The following is a 15,979-nucleotide window of genomic DNA, read 5'->3' on the forward strand; positions in this document are numbered from 1 at the left end:
CTACCCTCCTAACACGCGGGGCAGCACCGCTAGCGCCGCTATTAATAGACCAAAGGTGACCACGTTATAGCGCCACAACAGTGTTACGACGCCAGGCTCAAAAGGCGCATGAGCGCCTACATAGCCATAGCCCACTCGCAGCCCTTGTAGCACGGTCAAGATGACGGCTAAACCGCCGTGGAACAGCGCATAGACAAGGCCGACCAGCATCACTGCGTCATGGGAGGTTTGCGTAGGAGCAAGCTCGGCTTGCCAAAGCGCCCAGCCCGTTAGTCCCACCTGAAGTCCGCCTAACGCAGCGGCTAGATAGAAGCCTGCGCCTAGACCAGCATCACGCTGCTGGCGCAGCCCACGCACGAGTTTTTCCATCACTGCGCTGCCGACTAAAACCGCCACGCCAGCCACCCCCATCAATAGAAGTGAGAGCGGCGGCGTCTCAGGCATGCGCCACTCGGGCGAAACGGTCCAGAGATAAAACCAACCAAACAGATAAGAGAGAAAGAACGAGCCATTGGCAATCAGGAAAATCCCCATCGCCCAGAGGCCGGGGCCATCCATGGTGCGCGAGTGAAGCGGTGGGTCGCCGGGTTTGACGCCTGCATCCGGTGCCGCCTTGGGGTGGGCACCGTTCTCCCAAGACCAGCGCAGCAAAAAGATACCGGCAATGATCACGAATACACCTGCCAGTAGGTACACACGGGTGAGAAGACTAAGGCATACCACCGCCAGGGCCGACGCGGCAAACAGCGGCCACCAGGAGTTGCCAGGCAGATGAATGATTTCCCGCACGCTGCCGGAAATCGGATCGGTGCCCCACATCTCCCGCCTGCCGTGTGAAGCAACCGCCAGCGAGTGCTTACCTTCGGCCATGGTATGCGGTAGGTTGGGGTCATCCCACAGCGGGTGTCGGGTTTCCACGCGGGGTAGACTGACGAAATTATAAGCGCTGGGCGGCATGGTATTCGCCCACTCCAGCGTGTCGGCATTCCAGGGATTATGCTGGGCGGGCTTACCAAACCGGAAGTGTAGCGCGATATCCAGAAGCACCATGGCAATCCCCGCTGAAAGCACGAAACTACTCACCGACGAGAGCAAATTGAAAATTTCCCACCCAGTCCCCGCTTCATAGGTGTAAATCCGTCGGGGCATACCGAGCAGCCCGGTCCAGTGCATGATCAAAAACGTGCCATTAAAGCCTAGGAAGGTCAGCCAGAAGCCCCAACGCCCCAGGTTCTCGGAAGGCATTCGCCCGGAGAAGAGCGGCAACCAGTAGTACAGCCCAGCAATCAGCGGGAAGAACATGCCGCCTACCAGCACGTAGTGCATATGGGCCACCACGAAGTGAGTGTCGTGCACCTGCCAATTGAACGGCACCAGCGCCAGCATGACACCGGTAAGCCCACCACACACGAAGATGACCAAAAAGCCCATCACCCATAGCATGGGCAGCTTCATTTTGGGTTTGCCGAGCCAGAGCGTAGCCAACCAGACAAAGACTTGAATCGCCGTGGGCACGGCCACTAGCATGCTGGCCGCCGAGAAAAACGCCTGGGCCAGTTGAGGTATGCCGATGGTGAACATGTGGTGAACCCACAGCCCAAAACTGATAAAGCCCATGATGGTAATTGCCGCCACTACCCAGCCGTACCCCACGATGGGCCGTCCGGCAAACACGGGAATCAGCGTCGAAATGATCCCGGCAGCAGGCAGAAAGATGATGTACACCTCTGGGTGGCCAAACAGCCAGAAAAGATGCTGCCATAACACTGGATCGCCGCCGCCCGCAATTTGGAAGAACGGCATGCCGACCGCGCGCTCGAGTTCTAACAACACGCTGCCCAAGATCAGCGGTGGGAAGCCCACCACGATCATTAGCGCCATGGCGAGGATGTACCACGCAAACAGCGGCATCTTATGCAGTGCCATGCCCTGGGTGCGGGTGCGTAAGATAGAGACGACCAGTTCCACCCCCGCCGAGAGCGCCGAGATCTCCACGAAGGTAATGCCTAGCAGCCAGAAGTCAGACCCAAGATCCGGTGCAAACTCCTTACTGCTCAGCGGCGTGTACATGAACCAGCCGCTGGACGGTGCCATCTCGATGATCAAACTCGACGTCAGAATGATCCCGCCAAACAGATAGCAGAAGTAACCCAGCGAAGTAAGGCGTGGGCATACGAGATCCCGGGCACCGATCATTTTCGGAATCAGATAAATCGCCAGCCCCTCCAGCATGGGGATCGCAAACAGGAACATCATCACCGTGCCATGCATGGTGGTCACCTGGTTGTAGATCTCCGGTGACATGAAGTTTTGGTCAGGCATCGCCAGCTGGGTGCGCACTAGCATGGCGAGAATGCCGCCAATCAGGAAAAATACCATTCCTGTAATCATAAAACGCAGGCCAAGCGTCGTATGGTTCACGATGGTGAGCGACTTCAAACCCTTTGGGTTGCCCCAAATATCGTGCAGGTCTTCGTGTAACTGCTGCGGGTCCTGCTCTATTGCTTCTTGATTCACGCTTTTCATGGGGTCAAGGTCTCCAGCCAAGCACCCAGGGCATCCAAGGTGTCCGTGTCGATGTCGTTATGGGTAGGCATTTTGTTACCTGGCTTCAACGCTTGGTGGCGTTGCAGCCACTGGCTCACCGCGCCCTCTTCCATAGCCATTGCGCCCGCACCGAGCGTTGTTCGGCTTCCCACATCCGAGAGGTTTGGCCCGACACCGCCTTCACTAACGCCCGCCACGCGATGGCAACTCGCGCAGTGGGTCATAAAGGCGTCTCTAGCATCGTCATGAGTTGAATCTCGCGTTGCCACTTCGCTTAGCGTGGCTTCCTGCCGAGCCGCCAGCCAAGCCTCGAAGTCGTCACGGGGTACGGCTTCAACGTATAAATGCATATGCGCATGGCCTACTCCACAGAGCTCGGCACACTGGGCACCAAACACGGCGGGCTCATCGGCTTCCAGGCGAATTTTATTCACTCTTCCCGGCAGCATGTCGATTTTGCCGCCCAGGCGCGGCACCCAAAATGCATGTATCACATCCGCGCCGCTTACATGAAAATCCACAGGCTCTCCGGCGGGCATGACGAGCTGGTTAGCAGTGACTACCTCGCCCCCTTCGGCACCGGGATAGCGCACCTCCCACCACCACTGATGGCCAATGACTTCGATCACTTCAGGCGGTTCATCGAGCGGCAGCGGCAGCATGCGCTGCCCAGCGGGCACGCCAAACGTCAGCAGCGCCGTAATGCTGGCAATGGGCAAGACGAGGCCACCCCCAATGATCCAACGCCGCGCGATACGGCGCTCTTGGGCGGGTGTGCGCTCGACGTTATGCGGTTTGAAAGCATATAGCCAAACCACGGTGACCCCGACCAATACAACGGTGGCAAACACCAGCATCACCCACCAAATTAACCGAACGTCTCTTGCGGCAGGCCCTGCAGGGTCTAAGATAGAGCTGTCGCCGCTGCAACCCGCAACGCCGAACAGCAAGCCAAGCCCTAGCCAACAGGCCGCTTGACGGGTTCGCGGCGCGGCGCGATACGACATGCTGGTGGACGTGGCGCTATTGCGTTCCCTCATGAGCGTTTTCCCTGACATGCAGTTGATCTATCAAACTGTTTTGATTTGTCTAACCACAGGAAGTGATCATGACACAGACGCCCCAACGCTCGATCAAAAGCCGCGCATCGCTGGCGGGCCATCCGCTTCATCCAGTGATGATTCACTTCCCAGTGGCGGCGCTGATGGCGTTGGTTGCCTGCGACTTGGCCTACTGGTACACCCAGGATACGTTCTGGCTGCGCGGCGGGCTTTGGCTGGCGGGCGTTGGCGCGTTTGGCGGCTGGGTTGCCTCGGTCGCGGGCATCATCGACTTGGTCACCGTCGCTCGCATCCGCCGACTGATTACCGGTTGGAGTCATGCCATCGTGGCCGTGGTGATGCTCTCTTTGGCATCCCTGAACTGGCTGCTGCGCTTCAACGAACCCAGCGCGGTGCTGCCCTGGGGCTTGGCGATATCGCTGGTCACGGCAAGCCTGATTGCACTGGCCGGATGGCTGGGCGGCCAACTGGTGTATGAACACGCGGTAGGCGTGGAAGTAGAATCGTAGCCGCTCGAAGCCAGCTATCATCTCTGGGGTTGCCATTGAGTTAGCTCCATTCCAGCGGTTTTGAGAGCACAAACCCAAGGACGCCAAAGATGCCCAACACCGCCAGCAACAGCGCGCAAAGACTGGCCATCTTGACGCCCTTGAAAATGCCCATTTCCAAACGCAAGATGAGCCAGCCAAAGCAACCATGGGCGACCACCATCACCACCACGGCGCCCAGCTTGAGAATCAACCAGCCGCCCAGCAAGCCGTGTAAAAGAAACAACAGCGTGCCAGAGGCGATGGCAGCGAGCGCAGCAGGCGTGGCAATGGAATTATAAAAAAACCGCGGCATAGGCGGCGTGCCTTGGGCAAACCCAGCATCTTTACGCAGCTGAAGCGCTTGTAATAACAGCGCTGGCAGATAGAGAAGTGAGCCGCACCAAATAACCAGCGCGGCAATGTGCAGCAGTTTTAGCCATGGCATCGGGGCTTCCTTGCGTGACGAGGGCAGTGTCTGTAGTGACTTACTAACCCTAGTCAACCGATGCCACTCTGGCTAGGCAAAATGCCTAATTTTCAGCCGACCGAAATTTCGTAACCCGTGAATTTACGTAGATTAATCACTCCCGTATCAAGCATGAGGTACTGCCCTTTGATGCCCTGGAGTATGCCTTCGACCAGGGGCCGTTTATCAAAGTTATGCGATACGACTTTGCGCGGAAACGTCGCAACGGGATACTCAAACTGCAAAGGCGCTTCATCTAAGGTACGGATGGCGTCCTCGCCGTGTACACGGCGTAGCTGGTCCAACCCATCACCCAGGGTGCCCAGCAAGCGGTCGCGTTCGGCGCGGAGATCGAGTGGTTCGACCTCACCTTTGAGCATCGCACGCCAGTTGGTGCGGTCGGCCACCTCCTCTTTGAATAGCATTTCGACAAACCCGGACTGCTGGCGGGTATTCACTTCGAGAATCGGCAGCGCCTGAATAGCGCCTTGATCCAACCAGCGGGTGGGCATTTGGGTTTTGCGGGTAATTCCCACCTTCAGTCCGGACGAGTTGGCAAGATAGACGATATGAGGCTGAAAACAGTGCGTCTCGCCCCACTCCGGCTCACGGCAGGTGCCTTGGTAATAGTGGCAGGTCTCTGGCTTCATGATGCAGGTATCGCACTGCGCCAGTCGCTTGAAACAAGGGTAGCAGAAACCTTGGGCAAAACTTTTCTTGGTTGCTCGCCCACAGTGAGTGCAGGCAATGGCACCACTCCAAGAGAGGCGCAGCGGCGTACCAATACGCTCGTTCAACGCCACCCGATGCTCACCTGCGCGCAGGTGGTAAACCACCGGTTCGTCTTGGCGGCTAGGCAGCGCCGCCGCCATTTTCTGCAGACATCCTTTAACCGGAGAAATATCTGGAATCAACAGATCAGTCACGCGTGGCATCCCGGCCCAGGCCCGCCATTTCGGGACTCACACCGGCACCCGTCGCACCTGCACCGCAGGTGCGCCGTTCCAAGTACCCTACGCGGCTCTCTTCCGGGACGTTGTTTTCGACTTCGTAACGCATGACGGCTTCCAGACACAGCTCGGTTTGCTCGGCCGTCAGGCGGCGCCCATCGGGCCATTTACGTAGCGAGACTGCCTGTTTCAGACTTTCATAAATCGCTGGCGTCATTTGGTTGATCATTTTATCGAAGGTCATATCGCTCACGGTCAGCACCTCACGTCTTGGCTGCGTTCAAATTGGTGGCATCAAGCTTTGCGTCGTTGAGAAGAATAATACCAGCCTGAGGCGAGCCCCACGAGCAGACCACCCAGGTGAGCTTCGTTGGCCACGTTGCCAAAGCCGACGGTACTGGCGATATCGGTCATGGTGAACACCATCCAACCCAGCATGAAGACCACCAGCATTTGCGGCACGAAAAAGCCACTGTTTGGGACACGGCGGGACATGAGCCACACATGGCCCAATAGCGCATAGACCACGCCGGACATACCGCCAAACAGCACCGTTCCGGTGACGTATTGCGCCAAGTTGGCACCGATACCGGCGACGAGAAGCAGGAGCAGCATCGTTTTACTGCCTTGCAGCAGCTCGATTTGCCGTCCGAAGTACCACACCCACATCAGATTGAATATCAGGTGCATCCAACCAAAATGCAGGAATGCGGGGGAGAGCAGACGCCATACCTGCCCTCCCAGCACGGTGTCCGCTAACGAACCGTACACCAACTGGCCACCGGAAATACCCACTGGCACGATGGTCAGGGCCACCACCAGTAGATCGCCCAGCACGCCACTCAAGGCGAATATCAGAAGGCTAACGCCGATCATGAGTGCCGTGATGGGTACTTGGCGCAGAACAACCGCCCAATGTTGGGTATTGCGGGGTCGACGGGGACGCTCCTGCTCCCGAATGAGCGGTTCGCCGCGCTCCCATCGCTCGACCACGGCCCGCAGCTCGTCATGCTGGCGAGGGTCGGCGACCCACAATAGCTGGCCCTCCGCTTCGTCGGTGATGCGATGACCAATGCGGTAGTGCCACAACGCTTTGCGCAGTGCTTGTGTATCTGCGCCCGAGGGTAAGAGCATGACGGGATGCATGGCATCTCCCTAGTATCCAAGTGGTCTTGCAGCTTGCGGCCCGTTGCCAACGGAGAAGCAAAAAAATCCGGCGGAGGGGGCCGCCGGATAAAAGCAAGGGATCATTCAAGGGAACACTTACTCTGATATCCGGCAAGAGGGTTAGTTCAGCCGTTTTGCAAAAATTATGTAACCTTATGTAACCATTCTGCTTGATACTCAATCAAAATCGATTTCCCAAGGCTTGGGAAGCGCCCGCTCCTCTCTAGGCACTTGAATCCAAACGAAATGGTCAGCATTCAACTGTGTTTCACCGCTCCAACGATACGCCACTAACCGGCCAAACTTGACGGCGCTATAATCCAAACAAGCGATATTGGAAGCAGGCAGTGCAGGAATACCCTCACACCAGTAATGACCGATGAAGAGCGGCGGCTGATCGGGGCCGTAATAACTAAGCCGCTGCCGTTCGCTTTCGCTGAGTGGCTGCGTCTCTAAATCACCGGGAAGGTTATCAGGCTGAAACACCACATCGCCCCACTGCTGTGGATTGGCTGACCAAAAATGCGCTCGAAAAGTTTGCCGGGTAAAGCCATCGCCTGAATGGATCGCCACCCCTTTCGGTAACCGTATATGGGGACCGCGGGTGAGTCGATCAAGGATGCGATATGCCTGAGAGGACGGGTCAGTGGACTCCACCAAAAACTGGCTATCCATACGCGCTGTAGGCGCGCGCTGCTTGAGCTCATGGATCAGCGCGTCGTCCCAGCAGGCGTGCACGACACGGATTCCATCCAATTCTAAAAAGAGCGGAATGGTTTTGAACCACGCCAGCGTATCCTCCCACTCGTTGGTGTGATCACGGTACTGATTCAGCGTATCTTGAATGATGCGGTTGTGGCGTGGCGTATGCTCGCGAAGCCAACGCTTGCCGCTCCCGGCAGGCGCTGGGTGGGTATAGGCCAACGCGTTGTACTCGTGATTGCCCATCACGATGTGCGCCTCGCCCGCCTCTACCATACGTCGTGCAATCGTGACGGCGAGCCGGATGCGCGGTCCGCGATCGATGAGATCGCCTAAAAAGATCACTTTGCGCCGAGGATGGCGGTAGACACCGCTACGCTGGTGATACCCCAACCTCTCGAGCAGCGTTGCTAGCGTTGCGCCGCAGCCATGGACATCGCCGATTAAATCATAGCCCTCCATATCAATCCCCTAGCCGATGGCTCCAGCCGAGTTTACTGCGCAGCACATCGTAAAAATTGTGCCCAATAGGGTGCACTAACTGAACGCGCTCTGGCTTACGGGTAATGACCAGCACATCGTCAGGTTTGGCCACCGCACGTGTTTGGCCATCGCAGCTAATATGCGGGTAGGTCTGGTTGGTTTCGCCGATGTGAATACGTATTTCGCTGGCCGCATCGATCACGATGGGACGACTGGAGAGGGTATGTGGAAACATGGGCACCAGCGTCACCACATCCAATTTTGGGTGCATGATAGGCCCGCCGCCTGACAGTGCATAAGCAGTTGAGCCGGTCGGCGTGGCGACAATTAGCCCATCGCTACGCTGGCTATAAACGAACTGTCCATCGATGAACAGCTCGAACTCGATCATGCGCACCGCTTTGCCAGGGTGTACGACGACCTCGTTCAAGGCGTCACCGTTGCCTACCGCTACTCCGTTGCGGTAGAGCACTGCATCCAGCAAAAAACGCTCTTCGACTTCGAATGCGCCTGCCAATACCTCGCCGACCCGGTTTTCGAGCTCATCCGGTGAGATGTCGGTGAGAAAACCCAACCGCCCACGATTGACCCCCAGGATCAGCGTCCCGCTGCGGCATAGGGTTCGTGCAGCACCGAGAAGGCTACCATCCCCACCCACGACGATCACTAGGTCACATAATTCCCCCAGCATTCGACGGCTCGCTTCAGGTACGCCGTGATGGGACAGCGCCGTAGCGGTACGGTCTTCGATGAGTACTTTATAGTCATGCTCGGTCAAGTAGCGGACCAAGCGTTGAAGGGAGTCAACGACTTTGTCGCTGCCCAGACGGCCAATCAATCCAATCGTCTTGAACGGCGTCGCTGGATGACGAGGGCTACCAGAGGGGGAGCCTTGCGATGGGGTGGTGGACATGGGCAACTCTCGCTAGCATCAGCCCACATTATGGAGAGGAAGACAGTCACGAGCAAATTACCCGGCGCGATGGCGGCTTGCACGGCGCCGGGAAAAATCAGCGATTTAGCTTAGCTCGCCGCCCACTGGCGGCGCTGCAGCCACCAGTGGTTCAGCCATAGCGAAGCGCCCATGATGGCAGCCCCCAGCAGTAACTTGCCAAGATCGGCATCGCGGTTCCAGATGACGAGATTGACGACCAGACCTGCAGGCACAAGCGCGTTGTTCATGATGGCCAGCGTACCCGCATCCACCTTAGTGGCACCCTGGTTCCAAGCGAAATATCCCACCCCCGACGCGACGAGGCCCAGCCACGCCAGAACGCCCCACTGAAGTGACGTCGAGGGTAGCGCCGCACCGTTGCCGAACAGCAAAAACGCAGGCAACGCCACCAGCATGGCGCCAATGAAGAACCAGCCAAACACGTTGTGCCACGCCAATGTCGGCGGAAGATCGGCTGCAAGACGACGGTAGCCGACTTGGCCAATGGCAAAACATAGGTTCGCGCCCTGCACGACCAAAAAACCTAACCAGAAACCGCTATCAACGCCATCGTAGCGAATGACCCCAGCCCCGATCACCGCGAGCACGGCGGTGACGAGATAGATGGGTGTAAAGCGCTTGAACATCAAATCGTCCAGCAGCGCGATGTAAACCGGCGTAAAAATAGTGAACAAGAGCACTTCTGGCACGGAGAGCAGTAAAAACGAGTGATAAAAGAAGGCATACATCACACCGAGCTGAATCGCGCCCAGTGCCATCAACGCCAGCCGCTGCTTACCGCGCAGCAGGCTTGGTCGTAAAAAAGGCAGAAATACCAGCATGGCCAACGTCACGCGCACCAGCACGGCAAAGTAGCTATCTACCTGCCCAGCGAGGTAAACCCCAATCAACGAGAACGAAAACGCCCACAACGCCGTAACGCCTACTAGGTAGCCCATCTGTAAACCCCAAAGAAGAAGATAGTTGACGACAATTATACGTCATTCACCTCTCCTGCCAATGCGCCAAGAGCGCAAAGCGGATTTATCGTTTACTCAACCAGACCAACGCGTAGATGATGCCTGGTATCCAACCCGCCAACGTCAGTAGAACACTAATGATCACGCGCCGCGCACCTCCGTCGGTCAGCCCGAGGGCCAAGGGTGGTAGCAGTACGGCCAGTGCTCTATAGGCCCACTCGAGCGCTGCCGGCTCGTCAGGCGTTACTTGGCTATGGGCGGCAGGGGCTGGCTGAGCGCTGGCGGTGGCCTTTTCGACCATTGGCGGAGGCGTAAAGTGCTCGACGGCAGCATTGGCCTGCTCAGAGGCCGCTTTCTCACGAGCGAGCGCCTTACGATGTGCCTCTTTGTCTATCTTTTGCTCTAGGGTGTCGGCACCTTCGGCAAGATCGTCATGGAAACGCTCCCAATCCTCCCAATCATGCGGAGTGCCTGATTTGGGGCGCTGCTGACCCGAACCTCGGGCACGCTCCCAGGCTTTCTCTTCCAGCGTATTGGGCTTGTCAGGATCTCGGTCCAAGCCCACGCCTTTGCGATTCAGGTATTCACGAGCGTCCATCACGACTCCTCACAGCATTCGAGGCTGATTTGAAAAAGCAAAGCGTTGAATAGAGACAGTATGGGGGCAGCGCAGAGTGAGTTAAATCACCTACAGTAAGAGAATCGGCCGGGCCTGTCGATCACGATGAGGAGTGCTCTCATGAACAAAAAAATTCCGGATACCGTTAGAGACATCATGTCTCGTGACTGCTACCGCGTCTCAGGAGAGACATCCATCACGACGCTTGCCCAAGGGCTTGCGTTACATCGCCTGCCGGGGGCACCGGTCGTCGATATGTCGGACCGTTTGATCGGCTTCATCTCCGAACAAGATGTCTTGGGCCGCGTACTCGACAGCATTTACCATGACCACGAAGCCCCTCTGGTGAGAGAGCTGATGCGTCAAGACGTGCTGACCACCACCCCCAACAAAAGCGTGACCGACCTCGCGCAAGAGATGCTCGGCGCCAAACCGAAGATTTACCCCGTCGTCGAGCAGCATCGCTTGGTAGGGATCGTCACACGTCGCGACATTCTCATGGCCTTACTCACGATTCGTCGTCATTGAGTGCGACAACACCAAAGCGTTAGAGTCAGCCCAACGTACCTACAAAAAAAACCGCTGCTTGGGATAAGCAGCGGAAGCAAGGGATCGAAAACAATAGCCAGAACAACACGATTAGCGACTGCCATCGCTATGTTGCCTGTACACACTCAGACACTGCTCAGGGAAAAAGTTCGCAAAAGGTTAAAATTTTCGTCTCGGCGGGCGCAGGCGTATACTGGGCAATGACTCTGATGCGGGCGCCACGAGTGACGTCCATTCTGATGCGGCCGGGAGCGTGAGATGGCACTTTATTTACTAGTGTTGGGCGTGTGTGTACTGGTCATAGGCGCCGTGCTGTTGGTGCTGATGAACGCCGGAACCCCCCGCTACCGCACTGAGCCAAAAGACCTGATTACCCTCTTTGACAAGGCGTTGGAAAGCAGCGTGAGTGAGACCGAGTGGAATGCATTGATCGGTTACCCCATTCGCCACGATGAGTATCTCGACAATATTCGTCGCCGCGCGTCCCATTTGATGGATACCCATGGCAGGCGCTGGCAGATTGCTCAAGGCAAACCGCTGCTCAACCAAGAGGGTTATGCAGAGCTGAAAGCACTGCGCGACCATTTGGCGGCACATACAGCGCTTCGTCAGCGCTAACCACGCTGTAGCGACGAGGAGAACCGTATGCCGAGCACCATCCGACAAATACCTCTGGAAACGGCGACGAAGCATCACTCCCACGACTTTCATCAGATCGTCATTACACTGTGTGGCTCGTCGGAGTTTGAGATCGAGGGCTTGGGTGGGCGTGTGAATGCGTTTTCCGGCTGCATAGTACCTGCCAACCATGAACACTACTATTCGGGCAATGGCCACAATCGCCAACTGATTTTGGACCTGCCCGAGGACGCCCCCGCCCTTACCGGCGAACATCGCGAGCTGGTGGCGCTTTTCGATGCGCCGCGTTTTTTCGCGCTGGATAGCCCACTGCGCCACTATCTAACCTTTGTGGAGAGCGAGCTGGCCCGAGGATTTGACAACTCGGCGACCTCGTTTCAACAAGACCGTCTAGCCGCCACGCTGCTGGGCTCGCTAAAAGCGCGATTGGGTGCGTCGGGCGCGACGAACCAGCGCCGGATCAACCTCGATCAAATCGATCGTTTTATCCGTCGTCATTTGGCTGACGAGCTGCGCGTGGCAGATCTAGCCAAGCTTGCCTGCCTGAGCGAAGCGCATTTCTCCGAGCGTTTTCGCGCCCAAACGGGTCTATCGCCTTGGCAGTATGTTCGCAGGCAACGGCTACACGCGGCGCGCCAGCTCATTATGCAGAGCCGCCTGCCGTTGACCGATATTGCCATCCAAACGGGGTTTGCCAATCAAAGCGCCCTCTCCCACGCGTTTCGGCGCAGCTATGGCGCTTCACCACGCCAGTTACGGCAAGGCTTCGCGAATCCGGCGCTCGATACCGTCCACAGCTCAACGAACCACTCAACGGCTCTTCCACCCTCCGGTCCATCGGTAAGTCCGGGCATATTCTCTTCGCGCCGATAGGCATTCGGTTAAACGAACACGACGCCGTTGAACTGAGCCCTCGCCAGTGCCTGCCAACTCTACTAAAGTCGTAAACAGGTACTGCTTGCCGAGAAATTGACACGTTTTGCCATGAAAACGACATACACCTAACGGCGGCTAGCTCTAAATTCGATCGTCAGACTGGGCACCAGCCCTGCCATCACTTTTTTAACGGTAGCCAACCCAGCTATCGTTAAAGTTGCTCGTTTCAGACCTGTCTTACGGGGGCTCCAATGCTCAATGCTAAGAAAATGCGTGACTCTGCCACCTGGCAAACCGACCTCGATACGCTCATGCAGCGTGTCAGCGAACACTACATCGTCGACGAAGATGCTTACGTGGGCGAGCTGATCAAGGTGCTCAACGCCGATCAGGACGATTTCGCGCGCATTGAAGCCAACACGGCAGCGCTGGTACGCGACGTTCGCAACATGGACACCGCTGTCGATACCATCGACGAGCTGTTGCAACAGTACAGCCTGGATACCCACGAAGGGCTCATGCTGATGTGTCTCGCCGAGGCGATGTTGCGTATTCCGGACAAAGCTACCGCCGATGCACTCATCGAAGATAAATTGGGGCCAGCCGATTGGCAGTCCCACGTCGGCAAGAGCGAGTCGTGGATGGTCAACGCCTCGACTTGGGGCCTGCTGATGACCGGCCGGGTATTGAAGCTGGATCATCCTAAAGAGGGCCAGCCCGCCCATTTCATCAATCGCATGGTGAACCGCATGGGCGAGCCGGTCATTCGTCGGGCAATGACCGAAGCCATGAAAATCATGGGTAAACAATTCGTATTGGGCCGCGACATTAATGAAGCGCTAAAGCGCTCTAAGCCGCTGTTCAATAAAGGTTACACCTACTCTTACGACATGCTGGGCGAAGCCGCCCGCACCCGCGCCGACGCCAAGCGCTATTTCGACGATTACGCCCGTGCCATCGAGCAAGTCGGTAAAGCGTGTAAGTCCCTGGGCGACAAGACGCCTGCCCCCTCGGTCTCCATCAAGCTTTCCGCTCTTCACCCGCGCTACGAATTCGGCCGCCGAGAGCAAGTGCTGGCCGAGTTGGTGGATACCGTCATCCAGCTGGTCACCAAAGCACGCGCGCTAGACGTGGCCGTTACCATTGATGCCGAAGAAGTCGATCGGCTGGAACTCTCACTAGAAGTGTTCCGTGCGATTTATCAAAGCGACGCCGTCAAAGGCTGGGGTCACTTTGGCCTAGTGGTACAGGCGTACTCGAAGCGCGCGCTACCGGTGCTGCACTACATCAACCGCTTGGCCGACGAACAGGGCGATGAAATTCCGCTGCGTTTGGTCAAAGGGGCGTACTGGGACAGCGAGATCAAAGAGTCGCAGCAGTTGGGTATCGATGGTTACCCGGTTTACACCCGCAAGGCGTGTACCGACGTAGCGTATTTGGCCTGTGCGCAGTTCTTGCTCTCTGACGACACCCGTGGCCGCATCTTCCCGCAGTTCGCGACGCATAACGCCCACACCGTCACCACCATTTTGGAACTCGCGAACCACGACAAGCGCCCGTTCGAATTCCAGCGTCTGCACGGTATGGGCGAAGCGCTTTATGATGCGGCCCTGGAGCGTGCGCCCAAAGGCACCTACTGCCGTATCTACGCGCCGGTCGGGGCTCATAAAGACCTGCTGCCTTACTTGGTTCGTCGCCTGCTGGAAAACGGTGCCAACTCATCGTTCGTTCACCAGATCGTCGATCCCGACGTGCCGGTAGAGTCGCTGTGCCAGCACCCCATTGACACCCTGCGTCAACAGAAAACGTTCTATAACAAGCGTATTCCGCTGCCGAAAGACATCTATGGACCCGAACGTCGCAACTCACGCGGGGTCAATCTCAATATCCGTAGCCACTACTACCCGCTGGTGGAGAAGATGGGCGGGTTCATGGACAAGCAGTACCCCACCAAGCCGCTGCTAGCCTTCGATGTGGCCGATGACAGCGCCAACACGCATCGCGTAACGTCGCCATTCGATCGTCGCCAAACCGTCGGTAGCGTGCAGTGGACCAGTAAAGAGCAAGCGGCGAAAGCCCTCGATGCCGCCTGGGAAGCCTTCCCACGCTGGGACGCGACGCCCGTCGCCGAGCGCGCGGCGATTGTGCGTCGGCTGGGCGATCTGATGGAAGAGCACATGGCGGAGCTGATGACGCTCTGCTCCCGCGAGGGCGGCAAGCTGCTCACCGATGGCGTCGATGAAATCAAGGAAGCGGTCGATTTCTGCCGCTACTATGCCATGCGTGCCGAGGCGTCGTTTGGCGAGCCGATCGAACTGCCTGGCCCGACCGGTGAGTCCAACCGGTTGACCATGGGTGGTAAAGGCGTGTTTGCAGCCATCAGCCCCTGGAACTTCCCGGTGGCGATCTTCTGCGGACAAATCGTTGCCGCCGCCATTGCAGGCAACACGGTGCTGGCAAAACCCGCCGAGCAAACCTCGATCGTTGCCCACCGCGTCATCGAGCTGTTGTACGAAGCCGGTATGCCCCGCGACGTGGTGCAGCTATTGCCGGGCGACGGCCCGACCGTGGGCAGCGTATTGACGTCTGACCCGCGCATTACCGGCGTGGTCTTCACCGGCGGCACCGACACGGCGCAAATCATCAACCGCGCATTGGCCGCCCGCGAAAATGCGCCGCTACCCACGCTGATCGCCGAAACCGGCGGTATGAACGCGATGATCGTCGACTCGACGGCCCTGCCGGAGCAGGTCGTCGTGGATGTGATTCAATCGGCGTTCCAGAGTGCCGGTCAGCGCTGCTCGGCCCTGCGAGTGCTCTACCTTCAGGAAGACGTCGCTGATCGCGTCATCGAAATTCTTAAGGGTGCGATGAGCGAACTGCGGATCGGCGACCCCCGCGACCTGGGCACCGATGTCGGCCCCGTCATCGATGAAGACGCGCGTAAAGGCTTAATGGCGCACATCGAAAAGCTCAAAGGCGAAAACCGCTTAGTCGCCGAAACGCCTATGGCCGCTGAACACACCCAGCACGGTACGTTCGTGCCGCCAGTGGCTTTTACCATCGATAGCATCGATGCCCTTACCCGCGAGCAGTTTGGCCCCATCCTACATATCGTGCGCTACAAAGCACGCGAGTTGGACAAGGTCATCAACGACATCAACGGCCGTGGATATGGCCTGACGTTTGGGGTACATAGCCGTAATGAATCCTTTGCCGCTGAAATAGCGCAGAAAATTCGAGTAGGCAATGTGTATATCAACCGTAATATCATCGGGGCTGTCGTGGGCGTTCAACCGTTCGGTGGACAGGGGCTATCCGGCACTGGCCCGAAAGCGGGCGGACCGCACTATTTGCAGCGCTTCGTGACCGAAAAAACGATTACTAACAACACCGCCGCCCTAGGTGGCAACGCGTCACTTCTGGCGCTAGGGGATGAGTAACGGCTCGTCCATACAACTAACCTGATCTCCTGA

General features: G+C 57.5%; 15 protein-coding genes. 5 read left to right on the forward strand and 10 right to left on the reverse strand.

Going from position 1 to position 15,979, the window contains the following annotated elements; all coding sequences use genetic code 11:
* Window positions 1-2,526 (reverse strand): cytochrome c oxidase subunit I, encoded by a 2,526-nt coding sequence (gene ctaD / locus MHM85_RS11440; protein WP_139528465.1) that lies wholly within the window; start codon window positions 2,524-2,526, stop codon window positions 1-3.
* Window positions 2,523-3,587, reverse strand: coding sequence for a cytochrome c oxidase subunit II (coxB, locus tag MHM85_RS11445; protein WP_239286058.1), 1,065 nt, complete (start codon window positions 3,585-3,587; stop codon window positions 2,523-2,525). The genes ctaD and coxB overlap by 4 nt, the downstream gene beginning before the upstream one ends.
* Before the next feature lie 68 nt (window positions 3,588-3,655).
* Between coxB and MHM85_RS11450 the strand changes: the two genes are divergently transcribed.
* Window positions 3,656-4,117 (forward strand): DUF2231 domain-containing protein, encoded by a 462-nt coding sequence (locus tag MHM85_RS11450; protein ID WP_139528463.1) that lies wholly within the window; start codon window positions 3,656-3,658, stop codon window positions 4,115-4,117.
* Window positions 4,118-4,157: 40 nt separating this feature from the next.
* On the opposite strand, the gene MHM85_RS11455 is transcribed toward MHM85_RS11450, so the two are convergent.
* From MHM85_RS11455 to MHM85_RS11490, 8 genes are all read right to left on the reverse strand, one after another.
* Window positions 4,158-4,583 (reverse strand): CopD family protein, encoded by a 426-nt coding sequence (locus MHM85_RS11455; RefSeq protein WP_139528462.1) that lies wholly within the window; start codon window positions 4,581-4,583, stop codon window positions 4,158-4,160.
* A gap of 92 nt (window positions 4,584-4,675) precedes the next feature.
* Window positions 4,676-5,476 (reverse strand): DUF2797 domain-containing protein, encoded by an 801-nt coding sequence (locus MHM85_RS11460; RefSeq protein ID WP_239286080.1) that lies wholly within the window; start codon window positions 5,474-5,476, stop codon window positions 4,676-4,678.
* A 46-nt stretch (window positions 5,477-5,522) separates the two neighbouring features.
* Window positions 5,523-5,807, reverse strand: a complete 285-nt coding sequence (locus tag MHM85_RS11465; protein WP_153843947.1) for a DUF1315 family protein — start codon at window positions 5,805-5,807, stop codon at window positions 5,523-5,525.
* Window positions 5,808-5,848: 41 nt separating this feature from the next.
* Window positions 5,849-6,700 (reverse strand): rhomboid family intramembrane serine protease, encoded by an 852-nt coding sequence (locus MHM85_RS11470; RefSeq protein WP_239286060.1) that lies wholly within the window; start codon window positions 6,698-6,700, stop codon window positions 5,849-5,851.
* 198 nt (window positions 6,701-6,898) lie between these two features.
* Complete coding sequence (locus MHM85_RS11475) at window positions 6,899-7,885, reverse strand: metallophosphoesterase (RefSeq protein ID WP_139528459.1); 987 nt, start codon at window positions 7,883-7,885, stop codon at window positions 6,899-6,901.
* Window position 7,886: 1 nt separating this feature from the next.
* Window positions 7,887-8,819, reverse strand: a complete 933-nt coding sequence (locus MHM85_RS11480; RefSeq protein ID WP_139528458.1) for an NAD(+) kinase — start codon at window positions 8,817-8,819, stop codon at window positions 7,887-7,889.
* A gap of 110 nt (window positions 8,820-8,929) precedes the next feature.
* Entirely contained in the window at window positions 8,930-9,799 is an 870-nt protein-coding gene (locus tag MHM85_RS11485; RefSeq protein WP_139528457.1) for a carboxylate/amino acid/amine transporter, read from the reverse strand.
* A gap of 85 nt (window positions 9,800-9,884) precedes the next feature.
* A complete protein-coding gene (locus MHM85_RS11490) occupies window positions 9,885-10,418 on the reverse strand; it encodes a YqaE/Pmp3 family membrane protein (RefSeq protein ID WP_239286062.1) in 534 nt (177 codons plus the stop codon).
* A 141-nt stretch (window positions 10,419-10,559) separates the two neighbouring features.
* On the opposite strand from MHM85_RS11490, the gene MHM85_RS11495 reads away from it, so the two are divergent.
* The 4 genes from MHM85_RS11495 (at window position 10,560) to putA (ending at window position 15,946) form a co-directional block, all read left to right on the forward strand.
* Window positions 10,560-10,967: a CBS domain-containing protein gene (locus MHM85_RS11495; protein WP_139528455.1), complete on the forward strand. Its 408-nt coding sequence runs from the start codon at window positions 10,560-10,562 to the stop codon at window positions 10,965-10,967.
* A 279-nt stretch (window positions 10,968-11,246) separates the two neighbouring features.
* The gene (locus MHM85_RS11500) at window positions 11,247-11,606 is read left to right on the forward strand and encodes a hypothetical protein (RefSeq protein WP_139528454.1); all 360 of its coding nucleotides are present in this window, start codon (window positions 11,247-11,249) and stop codon (window positions 11,604-11,606) included.
* 27 nt (window positions 11,607-11,633) lie between these two features.
* Complete coding sequence (locus MHM85_RS11505; protein ID WP_153843942.1) at window positions 11,634-12,500, forward strand: AraC family transcriptional regulator; 867 nt, start codon at window positions 11,634-11,636, stop codon at window positions 12,498-12,500.
* Between the two features lie 254 nt (window positions 12,501-12,754).
* Window positions 12,755-15,946 carry a bifunctional proline dehydrogenase/L-glutamate gamma-semialdehyde dehydrogenase PutA gene (gene putA, locus MHM85_RS11510; RefSeq protein ID WP_239286064.1) on the forward strand — a complete coding sequence of 1,064 codons (3,192 nt, stop codon included), beginning with the start codon at window positions 12,755-12,757 and terminating at the stop codon, window positions 15,944-15,946.
* The last annotated feature ends 33 nt before the right edge of the window (window positions 15,947-15,979 follow it).

The sequence above is a fragment of the Halomonas sp. McD50-4 genome (assembly GCF_022348135.1).
Lineage (GTDB): Bacteria > Pseudomonadota > Gammaproteobacteria > Pseudomonadales > Halomonadaceae > Vreelandella > Vreelandella piezotolerans.

Excerpts from the sequence above, each read along its gene's own strand:
- ctaD (WP_139528465.1), bottom strand. The coding sequence starts at position 2,526 with ATGAAAAGCGTGAATCAAGAAGCAATAGAGCAGGACCCGCAGCAGTTA.
- coxB (WP_239286058.1), bottom strand. The coding sequence starts at position 3,587 with ATGAGGGAACGCAATAGCGCCACGTCCACCAGCATGTCGTATCGCGCC.
- MHM85_RS11450 (WP_139528463.1), top strand. The coding sequence starts at position 3,656 with ATGACACAGACGCCCCAACGCTCGATCAAAAGCCGCGCATCGCTGGCG.
- MHM85_RS11455 (WP_139528462.1), bottom strand. The coding sequence starts at position 4,583 with ATGCCATGGCTAAAACTGCTGCACATTGCCGCGCTGGTTATTTGGTGC.
- MHM85_RS11460 (WP_239286080.1), bottom strand. The coding sequence starts at position 5,476 with ATGGCGGCGGCGCTGCCTAGCCGCCAAGACGAACCGGTGGTTTACCAC.
- MHM85_RS11470 (WP_239286060.1), bottom strand. The coding sequence starts at position 6,700 with ATGCATCCCGTCATGCTCTTACCCTCGGGCGCAGATACACAAGCACTG.
- MHM85_RS11475 (WP_139528459.1), bottom strand. The coding sequence starts at position 7,885 with ATGGAGGGCTATGATTTAATCGGCGATGTCCATGGCTGCGGCGCAACG.
- MHM85_RS11480 (WP_139528458.1), bottom strand. The coding sequence starts at position 8,819 with ATGTCCACCACCCCATCGCAAGGCTCCCCCTCTGGTAGCCCTCGTCAT.
- MHM85_RS11485 (WP_139528457.1), bottom strand. The coding sequence starts at position 9,799 with ATGGGCTACCTAGTAGGCGTTACGGCGTTGTGGGCGTTTTCGTTCTCG.
- MHM85_RS11490 (WP_239286062.1), bottom strand. The coding sequence starts at position 10,418 with ATGGACGCTCGTGAATACCTGAATCGCAAAGGCGTGGGCTTGGACCGA.
- MHM85_RS11495 (WP_139528455.1), top strand. The coding sequence starts at position 10,560 with ATGAACAAAAAAATTCCGGATACCGTTAGAGACATCATGTCTCGTGAC.
- MHM85_RS11500 (WP_139528454.1), top strand. The coding sequence starts at position 11,247 with ATGGCACTTTATTTACTAGTGTTGGGCGTGTGTGTACTGGTCATAGGC.
- MHM85_RS11505 (WP_153843942.1), top strand. The coding sequence starts at position 11,634 with ATGCCGAGCACCATCCGACAAATACCTCTGGAAACGGCGACGAAGCAT.
- putA (WP_239286064.1), top strand. The coding sequence starts at position 12,755 with ATGCTCAATGCTAAGAAAATGCGTGACTCTGCCACCTGGCAAACCGAC.